Raw genomic sequence first — 13,996 nt, 5'->3', positions numbered from 1 at the left:
CCTGACTCGCGGCGCGCCACCGGCCCCGCCCGGATCACCCGTCCTTGCGGATCGTCTCGTTCTTCGGGTCATAGGGCGCGTCGCAGGTCACCACCGCATCCCAGAGCTGCCCCTGCATCCGCACCTTGAGCCGCGTGCCCTCCGCCGCCAGATCGGGCCGCACATATCCCATGCCGATCGATTTGCCGAAGGTCACCGAATAGCCGCCCGAGGTCAGCCGGCCGATCTTTTCACCGTCAAGATAAAGCGCCTCGCGGCCCCAGGGATCGGCGTCCTCCGGCCCGTCGATCAGAAGCGTGCAGCACTTTGACCGGACGCCCAGCGCCTGCATCGCCGCCTTGCCGCGGAATTCCTTCTCCTGATCGACAAATCGTGGCAGATCGGCCTCCAGCGGCGTCGCGTCGCGGCCCAGCTCGGTGCCGAAGGCACGATAGCTTTTCTCCTGCCGCAACCAGTTCTGCGCGCGCGCGCCCACCAGCTTGAGCCCATGCGCCGCGCCGGCCTTTTCCAGCAGGTCGAAAAGATAATTCTGCATCTCGATCGGGTGGTGCAGCTCCCAGCCCAGCTCGCCGGTATAGGCCACGCGGATTGCCATCACCGGGCACATGCCGAGCTCGATCTCGCGCGCCGACAGCCAGGGGAAGCGCTTGTTCGAAAGCGCCGTGTCAGGTTCCGCATCCTTGATCACGTCGCGCAGCAGGGCCCGCGCCTTTGGCCCCGCCACCGCGAAAACACCCCATTGCGTCGTCACGTCATGCACCAGCACCAGCTTGCCGGTGCGTTCCATGAAATCCTCGGCGGATTTGCGCAGGTAATCGCCGTCATACTCGGTCAGCGCCCCGGCCGAGACCAGGTAATAGCCGTTCTCCTCGCGCCGCACGATGGTGTATTCGGTGCGTGTCGTGCCTGCCTCGGTCAGCGCATAGGTCAGGTTGATGCGGCCGACCTTAGGCAGCTTGTTCGTGGTGAACCAGTCGAGAAACTCGGTCGCCCCCTTGCCCGACACCCAGTGCTTGGTGAAGGCCGAGGCGTCGATTAGGCCGACGCCCTCACGCACCGCCTTTGCCTCGTCGACCGCATACTGCCACCAGCCGCCGCGGCGGAAGCTGCGCGCGTCGTGGTCAAAGCTCTCGGGCGCGTCCAGCGGGCCGAAGTAGTTCGGACGCTCGAAGCCGTTGACGCAGCCGAACTGCGCGCCCCGCGCCTTCATCCGGTCATAGCAGGGCGCGGTGCGCAGCGGCCGGCAGGCCTCGCGCTCCTCATCCGGGTGGTGCAGGATGTAGACGTGCTCGTAACATTCCTCGTTCTTGCGCGCGGCGTATTCCGTCGTCATCCAACGGCCGTAGCGCTTGGGGTCGAGCGCCGCCATGTCGATCTCGGCCTCGCCCTCGACCATCATCTGCGCCAGGTAATACCCGGTGCCACCGGCGGCGGTGATGCCGAAACTGAAGCCCTCGGCCAGCCACATGTTGCGCAGCCCCGGCGCCGGGCCGACCAGCGGGTTGCCGTCAGGGGTGTAGCAGATCGGGCCGTTGTAATCGTCTTTCAGCCCCACCGTTTCCGACGACGGAATGCGGTGGATCATGCTCATGTATTCCTCTTCGATCCGGTCGAGATCGAGCGGGAAGAGATCGGCGCGGAACGACTCCGGCACATCGTAGAGGAAACGCGCCGGCGCATTGCGCTCATAGGGGCCGAGGATCCAGCCCTTGCGCTCTTCGCGCACATACCATTTGGCATCGGCATCGCGCAGTACCGGGTGTTCGGCGTTGCCGGCGGCACGCCATTCCGCCAGCGCCGGGTCGGGCTCGGTGACGATGTACTGGTGTTCGACCGGGATCGCCGGGATCTTCAGCCCCAGAAGCCGCGCGGTGCGCTGCGCATGGTTGCCGGTGGCGGTGACGACATGTTCGGCTGTGATGACCTGCTGCTCGTCCGACGGCACCAGGTTGCCGCCTTTCTCGACCATCTTGGTCACCGTGACCTGCCACTCCGCGCCGGTCCAGTGATAGCCGTCGACCTGCCAGCGCCGCTCGACCACCACGCCGCGCTGGCGGGCGCCCTTGGCCATCGCCTGGGTGACATCGGCCGGATTGATGTAGCCGTCGGTCGGATGATAGAGTGCGCCCTGCAAATCCTCGGTGCGCACCAGCGGCCAGCGTTCGCGGATCTGGTCGGGGCTCATCCATTCGTAGGGAATGCCCACGGTCTCGGCGGTCGAGGCATAGAGCTCAAATTCGTCCATCCGCGCGCGGCTCTGCGCCATGCGCAGGTTGCCGACCACATAGAAACCGGCGTTGAGCCCGGTCTCTTCCTCGAGCGTCTTGTAGAACTTGACCGAATAATCGTGGATATGGCTTGTCGCATATCCCATGTTGAACAGCGGCAGAAGCCCGGCGGCATGCCAGGTGGACCCCGAGGTCAGCTCGTCACGTTCGAGCAGCATCACATCCTGCCACCCGGCACGCGCGAGGTGATAGGCAATCGAGGTGCCGACGGCACCACCGCCGACGACAAGCGCTTTTACATGGGTCTTCATAGCGGGCTCACTCCAGAGGGCTTTGACCCGTGGATAACGCCCCGCGCCGGGCCGCTGCAAAACCAGCCCGACCAGTGAAGCAATGAAAGCGACATTCGCCACCGGCGGGGCGGGGCGATACGGGCGGCCCCCGGGACGTCGCGGCGCTGGCGCGCCCGAGACCCGCATTCGGCATCACCGCCGGTGCCGCCCGCTTCGGTCAAATGGCCGGCGAAGCGCCCGGATCAGCCTCCGGCCGAAAAGCGCAATCTTCTCATGCGCTTCGCCCGAAGGCGCCGCCGACCGGCCGGCCGCGCCCGTGGCGGGGCCCGGGCAGATGAGCGCATCACACCGTTTATTAAGGGTCTCATGCGGCGGAAACGTGCTGATTTGTCCGCCCCCCCCTCTTTCGTCCGGTTGCGCGGCTCCGTATAAGTGCCCGTGGCCGGGCTCTGGTGCAGAGTCGCGGCCCATATTTATGGCAGACTCCGACTTGCAGCACCAAGCGAAGGGCGCATCCTGAATGTTTTCACTGTCCGACCTGACTGGTATGTTCTCCGCCGATATGGCCATCGACCTCGGCACGGCCAATACGCTGGTCTATGTCAAAGGCAAGGGCGTGATCCTGTCCGAACCCTCGGTGGTGGCCTATCACGTCAAAGACGGCGTCAAGAAGGTGTTGGCGGTGGGCGAGGATGCCAAGCTGATGCTGGGCCGGACGCCGGGCAGCATCGAGGCGATCCGCCCGATGCGCGAAGGGGTGATCGCCGATTTCGACACCGCCGAAGAGATGATCAAGCATTTCATTCGCAAGGTGCACAAGCGCTCGACCTTCTCCAAGCCCAAGATCATCGTCTGCGTGCCCCACGGCGCCACCCCGGTGGAAAAACGCGCCATTCGCCAGTCAGTGCTCTCGGCGGGCGCACGCAAGGCCGGGCTCATCGCCGAACCGATCGCGGCGGCCATCGGTGCCGGCATGCCGATCACCGATCCCACCGGCAACATGGTGGTCGATATCGGCGGCGGCACAACCGAAGTTGCGGTGCTGTCGCTGGGCGACATCGTCTATGCCCGCTCGGTCCGCGTCGGCGGCGACCGGATGGACGAAGCCATCGTCAACTATCTGCGCCGGCAACAGAATATCCTAGTGGGCGAGAGCACCGCCGAACGCATCAAGACCTCGATCGGCACCGCGCGGATGCCCGACGACGGGCGCGGCGCCAGCATGCAGGTGCGCGGACGCGACCTGCTGAACGGCGTGCCGAAGGAAACCGAAGTGACCCAGGCCCAGGTGGCCGAGGCGCTTTCCGAGCCGGTGCAGGCGATCTGCGAGGCGGTGATGACCGCGCTCGAGACCACGCCGCCGGATCTGGCTGCCGACATCGTCGACCGTGGCGTGATGCTGACCGGTGGCGGCGCGCTGCTGGGCGATCTTGACCTGGCGCTGCGCGAGCAGACCGGGCTGGCGGTGTCGATTGCCGACGAGAGCCTGAACTGCGTGGCGCTTGGCACCGGCAAGGCGCTGGAATACGAAAAGCAGCTGCGCCACGCGATCGATTACGACAGCTGAGCCGGCGGTGGGGAGCGCCCCCACCCTTCGCCAATCGTGAAGCGGCCGCGTCTGGATTGCGCCGGCCCGGCCGTGATATGACGGACTGACCCAGAGACCGGAGACGCCGCGTTGGCCCGAGATCGCGCGCATCAGGAGGATTACGCAGGCCCGCTCCGGCGGCTGGTGACCTTTGTCATCCTGCTCTGTCTGATCGGGGTTTTCATTTTCTGGCGGATCGACAGCCCACGGGTCGAACGGTTTCGCGCCCAGGTGGTCGACCGGGTGATGCCGGGCTTTTCCTGGGCGATGGCGCCGGTCACCGCCACGGTCAACCTGATCCGCGATTTCCAGTCCTATCAATCGCTCTACGCCCAGAACCAGGAGCTGCGCCGCGAATTGCAGCAGATGAAGAGCTGGAAGGAAGCCGCGCTGCAACTCGAACAGGAGAACGCCCGCCTGCTCGATCTCAACAATGTGCGCCTTGATCCGCAGCTGACCTATGTCACCGGCGTGGTTCTGGCCGACAGCGGCTCGCCCTTCCGGCAGTCGCTGTTGCTGAACGTCGGCAACCGCGACGGCATTCAGGATGGCTGGGCGGCGATGGACGGGCTGGGGCTGGTCGGCCGCATCTCCGGCGTCGGCGAACGCACCAGCCGGGTGATCATGCTCACCGACACCTCGTCCAAGGTGCCGGCGCTGATCCAGCCGTCGGGGCAAAAGGCGCTGGTGGTGGGCGACAATTCCATGGTGCCGCCGATCGACTTTCTCGAAGACGCCGACCAGGTGCGCCCCGGCGACCGGGTGATCACCTCGGGCGATGCCGGCGTGTTGCCGCCGGGGCTGGTGATCGGGCAGGTCGCCAAGGATCCGGGCGGCCGCCTGCGGGTGCGCCTCTCGGCCGATATCGAGCGGCTCGAATTCCTCCGGGTGCTGCGCGATCACGGCACGCCTGCGGTCGACACCGCCGGCGATCTGGTGGTGCCCCCCGAGACAGAGGAGAACCTGGCCGAAGAGGCGCCGCAGGACACCGGGGAGGCGGTCGATGGCTGACAACACCGCCTCGCGGCTCTGGCTGATGCGCCTCACCTTCCTCGCCCTGGCGCTGACCACGGTCTTTTTCCGGCTGCTGCCGCTCGAAACCGGGCCGGTGCGGTGGCCCGCGCCCGACGTGCTGCTGGCGCTCTGCCTGGCCTGGTCGCTGCGCCGCCCCGATTATGTGCCGGCGGTCTTTGTCGCCGCCGCGATCCTGCTGACCGATTTCTTTTTCCAGCGCCCGCCGGGGCTGATGGCGGCCATTGTCGTGCTGGCCTGCGAAGCCATGCGCAAGCGCGGCCCGGGACTGCGCGACGCCGGGTTCCTGGCCGAGATGATCCTTGTCGCGCTCACCATCCTTGCGGTGGCGCTGGCCTACCGGGTGGCGCTCACTCTCTTCATGCTGCCGCGGCCGCTTCTGGGGCTGTCGCTCTTGCAGGTGCTCTTTACCGTGGCCATCTATCCCGTCGTGGCGCTGGCCTCCGAGTGGCTGCTCGGCGTGCGCGCCCGCAGCAACGCCGAACTCGCCGCCGGGAGGATGACATGAGACGCCCGCCCAAGGACACGCTGGAAAGCGCCCGCAAGATAAGCCGCCGGGGCCTCGTGGTCGCCGGGCTTCAGGCCGGGTTTGTCGGCCTGCTGGGCTGGCGGATGCGCCACATGCAGGTCGATCAGGCCGATCAGTTCCGCTTTCTGGCGGAAGAAAACCGGATCAACATCCGGCTGATCCCGCCGGCGCGCGGCGAGATTTTCGACCGCAACGGCGTGGCCGTGGCGGCCAATGCGCCGGCCTATCGCATCACCATGGTGCGCGAGGACGCCGGCGACATCGACGCCGTGCTCGACAGCCTGGGCCAACTAGTCGATCTCGATCCCGAAGAGGTCGAACGGGCCCGCGCCGAGATGAAGCGCTCGGCGCCGTTCCTGCCGGTGACCGTGGCCGACCGGGTAAGCTGGGAAGACATCTCGCGCGTCGCCGTCAACGGCCCCGCCCTGCCCGGGGTCACCCCCGAGGTGGGCCTGTCGCGGCATTACCCTCTGCGCCACGATCTGGCACATGTCGTGGGGTACGTCGGCCCGGTTTCCGAACGCGATCTTGCGCATTACGCCGATCCGCCGCCGCTGCTGCGCATTCCGCGGTTTCAGATCGGCAAGGTCGGCGTCGAGACCAAGCTCGAAGAGGTGTTGCGCGGCAAGGCCGGGGCCAAGCGGGTCGAGGTCAACGCCGTTGGCCGCGTCATGCGCGAACTCGACCGCCGCGAAGGCACCAGCGGCGCCTCTGTGCAGCTTACCATCGACAGTCAGTTGCAGAACTACACCGCCGCGCGGCTGGGCGAGGAAAGCGCCAGTGTCGTGGTGCTTGACCTCGAGCATGGCGATGTGCTCGCCGCCTGTTCCTCGCCATCCTACGACCCCAACAAGTTCGTGCGCGGCATTTCCGTCTCCGATTACAGCGTCCTGCGCGAGAACGACCACCGGCCGCTGGCCTCAAAGATCGTGCAGGACGCCTATCCGCCGGGCTCGACCTTCAAGATGGCTGCCGCCCTGGCGGCGATGGAGGCCGGGCTGATCACCCCCACCGAAACCGTCTGGTGCCCCGGATATCTCGAGGTCTCGGGCCGGCGATTCCACTGCTGGAAACGTGCCGGTCATGGCCACATGAACCTCGAGAAAAGCCTGCGCGAAAGCTGTGACGTCTATTACTACGACCTCGCCATCAAGGTCGGCATCGAAAAGATCGCCGAGATGGCCCGCAGGCTCGGACTGGGCGAGGTGCATGACCTGCCGATGTCGGCGGTGACCAAGGGGCTGGTGCCGGACAAGAACTGGAAATTCGTCAACCGCGGCGCCGACTGGGTGGTCGGCGACACGGTGAACGCCGTGATCGGCCAGGGTTTCGTGCTGACCTCGCCGCTGCAACTGGCGGTGATGACGGCGCGGCTGGCCACCGGCCGCAGCGTCGCGCCACGACTGATCAAGCGGATCGATGGCGTCGAAGAGCCCTCGCGCGGGGGCGAAAGCCTCGGCATCAACGAGAACCACCTGCGCCAGATCCGCAAGGCGATGTTCGAGGTCTCGAACAATCGGCGCGGCACCGCCTATCGCTATCGGTCGGTGGCCGAAGACGTGCGGATCGCCGGCAAGACCGGCACCAGCCAGGTGCGCAACATCACCGCCGCCGAACGCGCCCGCGGCGTTACCCGCAACGAGGACTTGCCCTGGGAGCGGCGCGACCACGGTCTGTTTGTCAACTTCGCCCCCGCCGAGGCGCCGCGCATCGCGGTGGCGACCGTGGTCGAACATGGCGGCGGCTCCGGCGCCGCCGCGCCGATCGGCCGTGACGTGACGCTTCAGGCGCTTTACGGCGGCGATCCGCCGCTTGACGCCTATCCCAGCGCCGACCGGGGTCGCATCAAGACCCAGCAAGAGCGGCTGGCGCGCGAGCGCCGGACGCCAGCCGCCCCGGGCCAGGAAGAGGCCTGATGTCGTATCTCGAGTACAACGTCAAACATGTGCCCTCGGGGCCGCGCAAGATATTCTACCTGAACTGGCCGCTGGCGATCCTGCTGGCCTCGGTTGCCGCGATCGGCTTTCTGATGCTCTATTCCGTGGCCGGCGGCTCTTTCTCGCCCTGGGCGGAACCGCAGATGAAGCGCTTCGCACTGGGGTTCGTGCTGATGCTGATCGTGGCGCTGGTGCCGATCTGGTTCTGGCGCAACATGGCGGTGGTGGCCTATTGCATCTCGGTGGTGCTGCTCCTGGCGGTGGAATTCGTCGGTGTCACCGGCATGGGCGCCCAGCGCTGGATCGACGTCGGCTTCATGCGGCTGCAACCCTCGGAACTGATGAAGATCACCCTGGTGATGCTGCTGGCCGCCTATTACGACTGGCTGCCGATCAAGAAGACCTCGCGCCCCTTCTGGGTGATCCTGCCGGTGCTCATGGTGCTGTTTCCGACCTTCCTGGTGCTGCGTCAGCCCGATCTCGGCACCGCCATTCTGCTGATGACCGGCGGCGGGCTGGTGATGTTCATGGCAGGCGTGCACTGGGCCTATTTCGCCGCCGTCCTGGCCGCCGCGGGCGGGCTGGTGACGGCAGTGTTCCAGAGCCGGGGCACCGACTGGCAATTGCTCAAGGACTACCAATTCCGCCGCATCGACACCTTTCTCGATCCGTCGACGGATCCGCTGGGCGCGGGCTATCACATCACCCAGTCCAAGATCGCACTGGGATCGGGCGGCTGGACCGGGCGCGGCTTCATGCAGGGCACGCAGTCGCGGCTGAACTTCCTGCCCGAGAAGCATACCGATTTCATCTTTACCACCCTGGCCGAGGAATTCGGCTTTGTCGGCGCCTTTTCTCTGCTCGGGCTCTATGCGTTGATCATCGCCTTCTGCGTCACCTCGGCCTTGCAGAACCGTGACCGTTTCGCGGCACTGCTGACGCTGGGCATCGCGACGACCTTCTTCCTGTTCTTTGCCGTCAACATGTCGATGGTCATGGGGCTGGCGCCGGTGGTGGGCGTGCCGCTGCCGCTGGTGAGCTATGGCGGCTCTGCGATGCTGATCCTGATGATCGGCTTCGGGCTGGTGCAATCGGCACATGTTCACAGACCACGCGGGGCCATATGACCAACATCCTTTTCGCCGCCGGACCCGATCGCTGGGACGATTGGGCGCCACCGTTGCGCGCCGCGCTAGATCAGGCCGGGCTCGGCTATGCGCTGGCGCAGGACATGGCGCCGGAGGTGGTGGATTACATCGTCTATGCGCCGGATTCGGCGTTGCAGGATTTCACGCCCTTCACCCGCTGCAAAGCGGTGCTGAACACCTGGGCCGGGGTCGAGGCGGTGGTCGGCAACCAGACCCTGACCCAGCCGCTGGCGCGGATGGTCGGCGGCGGGCTGACCGAGGGGATGGTGGAATATGTGCTGGGCCACAGCCTGCGCCATCACCTCGGCATGGACGCCCATATCGTGAACCCCGATCACGACTGGCACTGGGCGCCGCCGCCGCTGGCCTCCGAGCGCCGGGTGACGGTGCTGGGGCTCGGGGCCCTGGGGGCCGAGGTGGCACAGAAACTGGCCGGCGTGGGCTTTGCCGTCACTGGCTGGAGCCGCCGGCCGAAAGAGATCGACGGGGTCCGTACCCTGAACGGCGATGACGGTCTGGCCGAGGCGCTGCGCGGGGCCGAGATCCTGGTGCTGCTGCTGCCCGACACGCCGGCGACCGAGAACATCCTCGATGCCGACGCGCTGGCGCTCCTGGCCAGGGACGCATTCGTGGTCAACCCGGGGCGCGGCCCGCTGATCGATGATCAGGCACTTCTGGCGGCGCTGGACAGCGGGCAGATCGGCCATGCCACGCTCGACGTCTTTCGCGAGGAGCCCTTGCCCAAGAACCATCCGTTCTGGGCGCATCCCGGTGTCACCGTCACGCCGCATGTGGCCTCGGAAACCCGGGCCGCAAGCGGCGCCGGGGTGATCGCCGAGAACATCCTGCGCGGTGAGGCGGGGCAGCCCTTCCTGCATCTGGTGGATCGCACCGCCGGGTATTGACCGGCGGTTGGTTCCAAAGCGCGGGAATCGCGGATTGCGAGCCCGCCACGCATCGCCGGGACTGGCGCGCTTAGCTCGACACCTGTTCACGCAGAATCGACGCGGTCAGCGAGATCAGCAGGTAGATGCCGCCGAAGATCAGGAACGCCAGGATGGTGTTCTCGAACTTGCGCGGATAGCTCGGATCCTGCGACGGCACCGGCGCGACCGCGGTCTGAAGATAACGCACCTGGGCATTGGCCTCGCGCCGGGTCTGGCTGAGCGAGGTCAGCGCTTCCTGCAACATCAGGTCGCGCGTCGCCAGATCGGCCTGCGCCATCTGGATTTCGGAGGACAACTGCGCCAGAGAATTTTCGCCTTCGGAGGCCTGCGTCATGTCGGATTGCAACCGCTCGAGCAGCCCGCGAAGCCGGCGGATATCGCCGCGCGCGCCTTCGACCTTGGCCTGGTTGGGCCGGGCATTGTCCAGCAGCGCCTGCAATTGCAACTCGCGCTCCTGGATCTGCACCTCGACATTGCCGATCTGCTGCCGCAACGAGGCGATCCGTCCCTCGGGGTCGAGCACCTGCGACACCTGCTGCAACTCCACCAGCCGCAACTGCGCTTCGCGGCGCGCGGTTTCAGCCTCTTCCAGCGCTTCGGTGGCGCCCTTGAGCTGATCCTCGCGCTTGCGCTGCGACAGGCTGTCGACCCGATCCTCGGCGTATTCGATCAACGCACCGGTATATTGCGCGCTGACCGAGGGGTTGGCCGCGACGATCTCCATCCGGATCACGCCTTCGGTCGGGTCATAGCCGATCTCGATGTTCTTCTTGTAAAGCTTGTAGGCGTCCTCGTTCGAGGCGGTGTCATCAAGCCGCTGGATCGGGTCGATCCAGTCCTGGCTGAAATGGCTGCGAAAACCGACATCCTGATCGAGCCGCAGCATCGCGTCCTTGGACATCAGATAGCTCTGCACCGCGATGGCGTCCTGGTTGGTGGCAAACTGCGTGCCCGAGAGCAGCCCGCCCATCCCGGAAGAGCCTCCGCCATCATTGGCGATGATCAGGAATTCCGACTTGGTGGCATACATCGGCGTCGCCACATTGTAGAAATACCAGCCACAGATCAGCGTCGGCAGGCCGACAAAGAAGGCCAGCCGCGACAGCAGCAATATGGACTTGCGGCGCCGGCGTTTGGCGATGTCTTTCTGGATATCGCCGATTTCGCGAATGCGGCGGTCCATCGGGTTGCTGGTTTCGGTTGAGGGCAGGTTCTTGCCCGGGGCCGGGACGGTCTGCGGCAATTGCACCTTGGTGTCCTTGCCCGGTGCCGGCTCATTCCCCTGCGCCGGCACCACCAGCTCCAGCATGTTGGAGCGCTGGAACGGGTCGATTCCCCGCTGGCGAAGCTGGCGCACGGCGTCGAAATCGCTGGTCACCGCCAGCCCGTGCTTCTGCGACATGCGCCGCGCCATGCGCAGTTGGCGCCCGGTCAGCCCTTCCTTGCGGATCGCCTCCATGTCGGTCTCGCCGGCGACCTGGGCCGCCGATGAGACCTCGCCCTCGCGCGAGAGCGCCGCCGGATCGGCGCGCTTGCCGCCGGTGATCCGGGCAATGGTGGCGCCGGTCCTGATATTGCGACTGGTCGCGGCATCGGCCGTGTCCTCTGACCGGGGCTCTGCCTCGGTTTCATCACCAGAGGGTTCCTCCTGCCGGAGGGCGCGGATCTGGCCGATCAGGGTGTCGGTCTCGGACGCGCCGGGCCGCGCGGGAGGCGGCGAAGAGATACCTTCCGGCCCCACCATCTCCTGCGCTCCGCCGGGGCGTGCGCGCCGAACCCGAAATTTCTTAGCCTTGGGTTTCGTAGTCATAGAGCTGCTTCGCTTCCTCCAAGGTTTCAAACATATGCAACTGGCCATTCAACAAAACACCGGCCTTGCGGGCGAACTTTTCTAGCACCTTGGGCTGGTGCGAGACAATGATGATGGTCGTGGTGCGCAGCCGTTCCGCGAGGATCGCGGCGGCTTTCTTGTTGAACTCCACGTCCGTCGAATTTGGCATGCCTTCGTCGATCAGATAAATATCGAAATCGAGCGCCAGCATCAGCGAGAATGTGAACCGCGCTTTCATGCCCGACGAATAGGTGCCGAGCGGCTGGTCGAAATATTCGCCCAGCCCGCAAAGCCAGCGGCAATAGGCCTCGACATAATCGGGATCGAGACCATAGAGCCGGGCAATGTAGCGGGCGTTCTCATGCGCCGAATGCTTCGACACCACGCCCCCCATGAACCCCAGCGGAAACGAGATGCGGCAGCCGCGGCGGATTTCGCCTTCGTCGGGCTTTTCCAGCCCCGCCATCATCTTGATCAACGTCGTCTTGCCGGTTCCGTTGGGGGCGAGGATGCCCAGCGACTGGCCCAGGTCCACGCGAAAGCAGGCGCGATCAAGGATCACCTTGCGCTGTGTTCCAGTCCAGAAGGACTTGCTCACGTTATCGAATTCCAGCATCTGATCTGGCCCCGGCGTCTGCTCGCCTCAAATTAATAGAGGTTGGTTAAAGCACTGTTAGACACCGATTTTGGTCATATTATGACCCAGATGGGCCAATTGTATCAACTCCCCGCATGGGGTATCGCGCCAAGCACCCGGCCCTGCGGCGAAAATTGTCGCCGGAACGGCGCGGAATCGCCTATTGTTGTTCCATGCCCACAACCGCCACAGCCTCGGTCCTGCACCTGACGCTCACCGGCACCTTTGCCGCGCGCGCCGACGGCGACGCGCTGGCCGGGCTGTCGCGGCGCGGCCAGGCGCTTCTGGCCTATCTGTCGCAACAACGTGACATGCGGGCCGAACGCGGGTTTCTGGCCGATCTGCTCTGGAGCGACCGATCCGAGGAACAGGCCCGCGCCTCGCTGCGGCAGGAGCTGTCGGTGCTGCGGCGGACCCTGCCTGACGGTCTGCTCGAGGCCAGCCGGCAGCATGTCTGGCTCGATCCGGCCAGGGTCGAGATTGCGTCGGGCGGCGGCGCGTTTCTCGCCGGATTCGATCTTGCGTCCGAAGGCTTCGAGGACTGGCTTCGCCAAAGGCGCCGCGCCGATCCTGCGCCCGCGACGCCCCCCGACCGGCGGTTCCTGACCCGCCCGGCTGTCCTGCTCTTTGCCTTCGAGGCTCTGTCGCAAGGCCCGCAGGACGCCATGATCGCGCTTGGCTTGGCCGACGATCTGCGCACTACGCTGTCCTACTGGCGCTGGTTTCCGGTGATCGGGCCAGAGGCCATCGGCTGGAAAACCGCGCGCGAGATCGATCTGCGCACGGCGGCGGCCCAGGTCGAGGCCGCCTATGCGGTCAGCGGCACCCTGCTCTGCCTCGGCAATCGGGTGAAAATCTCGGTCGGCCTGACCGAAACCGAGACCGGCCGCACCTGCTGGTCGCGTAATGTGGATGGCCAGCTCGACGATATCTTCACCTTTCAGGAAGAGGCCAGCCGCGCCATCGTCGCCCAACTCGAGCCAGAGATCGCCCATGCCGAGACCAGCCGCATCGCCCGCGTTCATCCCGTGTCGATCGGGCCATGGCAGGTCATGGCGCAGGCCGACGACATCAACCGCACCGGCGGCGAAGGCTATGGCACGCCCGAGAGCAACGCCGCGCAGGAACAGCTGATGCAGGAGGTGCTGCGCCAGCACCCGGAATTTTCTCCGGCGCTGGCGCGGCTGGCGCGGGTCTGGTTTCGCCGGGCGCTGCTGGGCTGGACCGACGACCGCCCCGCCGCCTATGACACCACGCTCGACTTTGCCGGCCGCGCACTGGCCGCGGATCCGACCAACTGGGAGGCGCATGCCTATTTCGGGCTGGCGCGCATTTTCGGCCACCACGACTATGCCTCGGGCGAATATCACAGCGCCGAGGCCGTGCGGCTCAACCCGTCTGCCTCGCTGGCGCGGCACGGGCTGGCCTGCGCGCTGGAGTGGCTCGACCGGCCCGAGGAGGCGCTGGAACACATCGGCCTGATCTTTCGGCTCAATCCCGAATATCCGGCCCGCGCGGCGGCCCTGGGCCAGCTTGCCAGCTGCCGGTGCTTTACCGGCGACCGCGACGGCGCGGTCGAGGCGGCAAAAAGCCTTTTGGCCATCGCTCCCGATTATGCCCGCGGATTGCAGCGGTGCGTGACGACCTTCGGCGCCTGCGGCGAACCAGAGCTCGCCGCCCAGGCTCTGGCCCTTTTGCGCGAGGTCCAGCCAGAATTTTCCGAGGCCTATGTCCGCGAGACCTACCCCTATGCCGGCCCGCGAAACCTCGAGATCCTGATCGATGGCTGGCGCCGGGCCGGGGCCTTCAGCGAATAAAAAACCGGC

Annotated in this window: 10 protein-coding genes; 7 read left to right on the top strand and 3 right to left on the bottom strand. The window is 66.1% G+C overall.

The window, feature by feature from the left end; all coding sequences use genetic code 11:
• Window positions 1-34 precede the first annotated feature (34 nt).
• The gene (locus PVW49_RS20500) at window positions 35-2,539 is read right to left on the bottom strand and encodes a GcvT family protein (RefSeq protein ID WP_274591432.1); all 2,505 of its coding nucleotides are present in this window, start codon (window positions 2,537-2,539) and stop codon (window positions 35-37) included.
• 502 nt (window positions 2,540-3,041) lie between these two features.
• Here PVW49_RS20500 and PVW49_RS20495 point away from each other — a divergent pair.
• The 6 genes from PVW49_RS20495 (at window position 3,042) to PVW49_RS20470 (ending at window position 9,660) form a co-directional block, all read left to right on the top strand.
• Window positions 3,042-4,088 carry a rod shape-determining protein gene (locus PVW49_RS20495; RefSeq protein ID WP_048529144.1) on the top strand — a complete coding sequence of 349 codons (1,047 nt, stop codon included), beginning with the start codon at window positions 3,042-3,044 and terminating at the stop codon, window positions 4,086-4,088.
• Between the two features lie 111 nt (window positions 4,089-4,199).
• The gene (mreC, locus tag PVW49_RS20490) at window positions 4,200-5,120 is read left to right on the top strand and encodes a rod shape-determining protein MreC (protein ID WP_274591431.1); all 921 of its coding nucleotides are present in this window, start codon (window positions 4,200-4,202) and stop codon (window positions 5,118-5,120) included.
• Window positions 5,113-5,649, top strand: coding sequence for a hypothetical protein (locus tag PVW49_RS20485; protein WP_048529142.1), 537 nt, complete (start codon window positions 5,113-5,115; stop codon window positions 5,647-5,649). Before mreC ends, PVW49_RS20485 begins: the two co-directional genes overlap by 8 nt.
• Complete coding sequence (mrdA, locus tag PVW49_RS20480) at window positions 5,646-7,586, top strand: penicillin-binding protein 2 (RefSeq protein ID WP_274591430.1); 1,941 nt, start codon at window positions 5,646-5,648, stop codon at window positions 7,584-7,586. The genes PVW49_RS20485 and mrdA overlap by 4 nt, the downstream gene beginning before the upstream one ends.
• Window positions 7,586-8,734 (top strand): rod shape-determining protein RodA, encoded by a 1,149-nt coding sequence (gene rodA, locus PVW49_RS20475; RefSeq protein ID WP_048529139.1) that lies wholly within the window; start codon window positions 7,586-7,588, stop codon window positions 8,732-8,734. Before mrdA ends, rodA begins: the two co-directional genes overlap by 1 nt.
• Window positions 8,731-9,660, top strand: coding sequence for a 2-hydroxyacid dehydrogenase (locus PVW49_RS20470; RefSeq protein WP_274591429.1), 930 nt, complete (start codon window positions 8,731-8,733; stop codon window positions 9,658-9,660). Before rodA ends, PVW49_RS20470 begins: the two co-directional genes overlap by 4 nt.
• 70 nt (window positions 9,661-9,730) lie before the next feature.
• Here PVW49_RS20470 and PVW49_RS20465 read toward each other — a convergent pair whose 3' ends face one another.
• Together PVW49_RS20465 and PVW49_RS20460 are read right to left on the bottom strand one after the other, a co-directional pair.
• Window positions 9,731-11,512, bottom strand: a complete 1,782-nt coding sequence (locus tag PVW49_RS20465; protein ID WP_274566109.1) for a capsule biosynthesis protein — start codon at window positions 11,510-11,512, stop codon at window positions 9,731-9,733.
• Entirely contained in the window at window positions 11,490-12,149 is a 660-nt protein-coding gene (locus tag PVW49_RS20460; protein WP_048529134.1) for an ABC transporter ATP-binding protein, read from the bottom strand. The genes PVW49_RS20465 and PVW49_RS20460 overlap by 23 nt, the downstream gene beginning before the upstream one ends.
• Window positions 12,150-12,343: 194 nt before the next feature.
• Between PVW49_RS20460 and PVW49_RS20455 the strand changes: the two genes are divergently transcribed.
• Window positions 12,344-13,987 carry a hypothetical protein gene (locus PVW49_RS20455; protein WP_048529132.1) on the top strand — a complete coding sequence of 548 codons (1,644 nt, stop codon included), beginning with the start codon at window positions 12,344-12,346 and terminating at the stop codon, window positions 13,985-13,987.
• Window positions 13,988-13,996 lie beyond the last annotated feature (9 nt).

It is taken from the genome of Marinovum sp. PR37, assembly GCF_028807375.1.
GTDB lineage: Bacteria > Pseudomonadota > Alphaproteobacteria > Rhodobacterales > Rhodobacteraceae > Marinovum > Marinovum algicola.
The sequence above is the reverse complement of the archived record's forward strand: the minus strand, read 5'-3'. Positions and strand labels throughout refer to the sequence as shown.

Bases quoted from the DNA above. Each gene is read 5' to 3' on its own strand.
- PVW49_RS20500 (WP_274591432.1), bottom strand. From the start codon at position 2,539: ATGAAGACCCATGTAAAAGCGCTTGTCGTCGGCGGTGGTGCCGTCGGC.
- PVW49_RS20495 (WP_048529144.1), top strand. From the start codon at position 3,042: ATGTTTTCACTGTCCGACCTGACTGGTATGTTCTCCGCCGATATGGCC.
- PVW49_RS20485 (WP_048529142.1), top strand. From the start codon at position 5,113: ATGGCTGACAACACCGCCTCGCGGCTCTGGCTGATGCGCCTCACCTTC.
- mrdA (WP_274591430.1), top strand. From the start codon at position 5,646: ATGAGACGCCCGCCCAAGGACACGCTGGAAAGCGCCCGCAAGATAAGC.
- rodA (WP_048529139.1), top strand. From the start codon at position 7,586: ATGTCGTATCTCGAGTACAACGTCAAACATGTGCCCTCGGGGCCGCGC.
- PVW49_RS20470 (WP_274591429.1), top strand. From the start codon at position 8,731: ATGACCAACATCCTTTTCGCCGCCGGACCCGATCGCTGGGACGATTGG.
- PVW49_RS20465 (WP_274566109.1), bottom strand. From the start codon at position 11,512: ATGACTACGAAACCCAAGGCTAAGAAATTTCGGGTTCGGCGCGCACGC.
- PVW49_RS20460 (WP_048529134.1), bottom strand. From the start codon at position 12,149: ATGCTGGAATTCGATAACGTGAGCAAGTCCTTCTGGACTGGAACACAG.
- PVW49_RS20455 (WP_048529132.1), top strand. From the start codon at position 12,344: ATGCCCACAACCGCCACAGCCTCGGTCCTGCACCTGACGCTCACCGGC.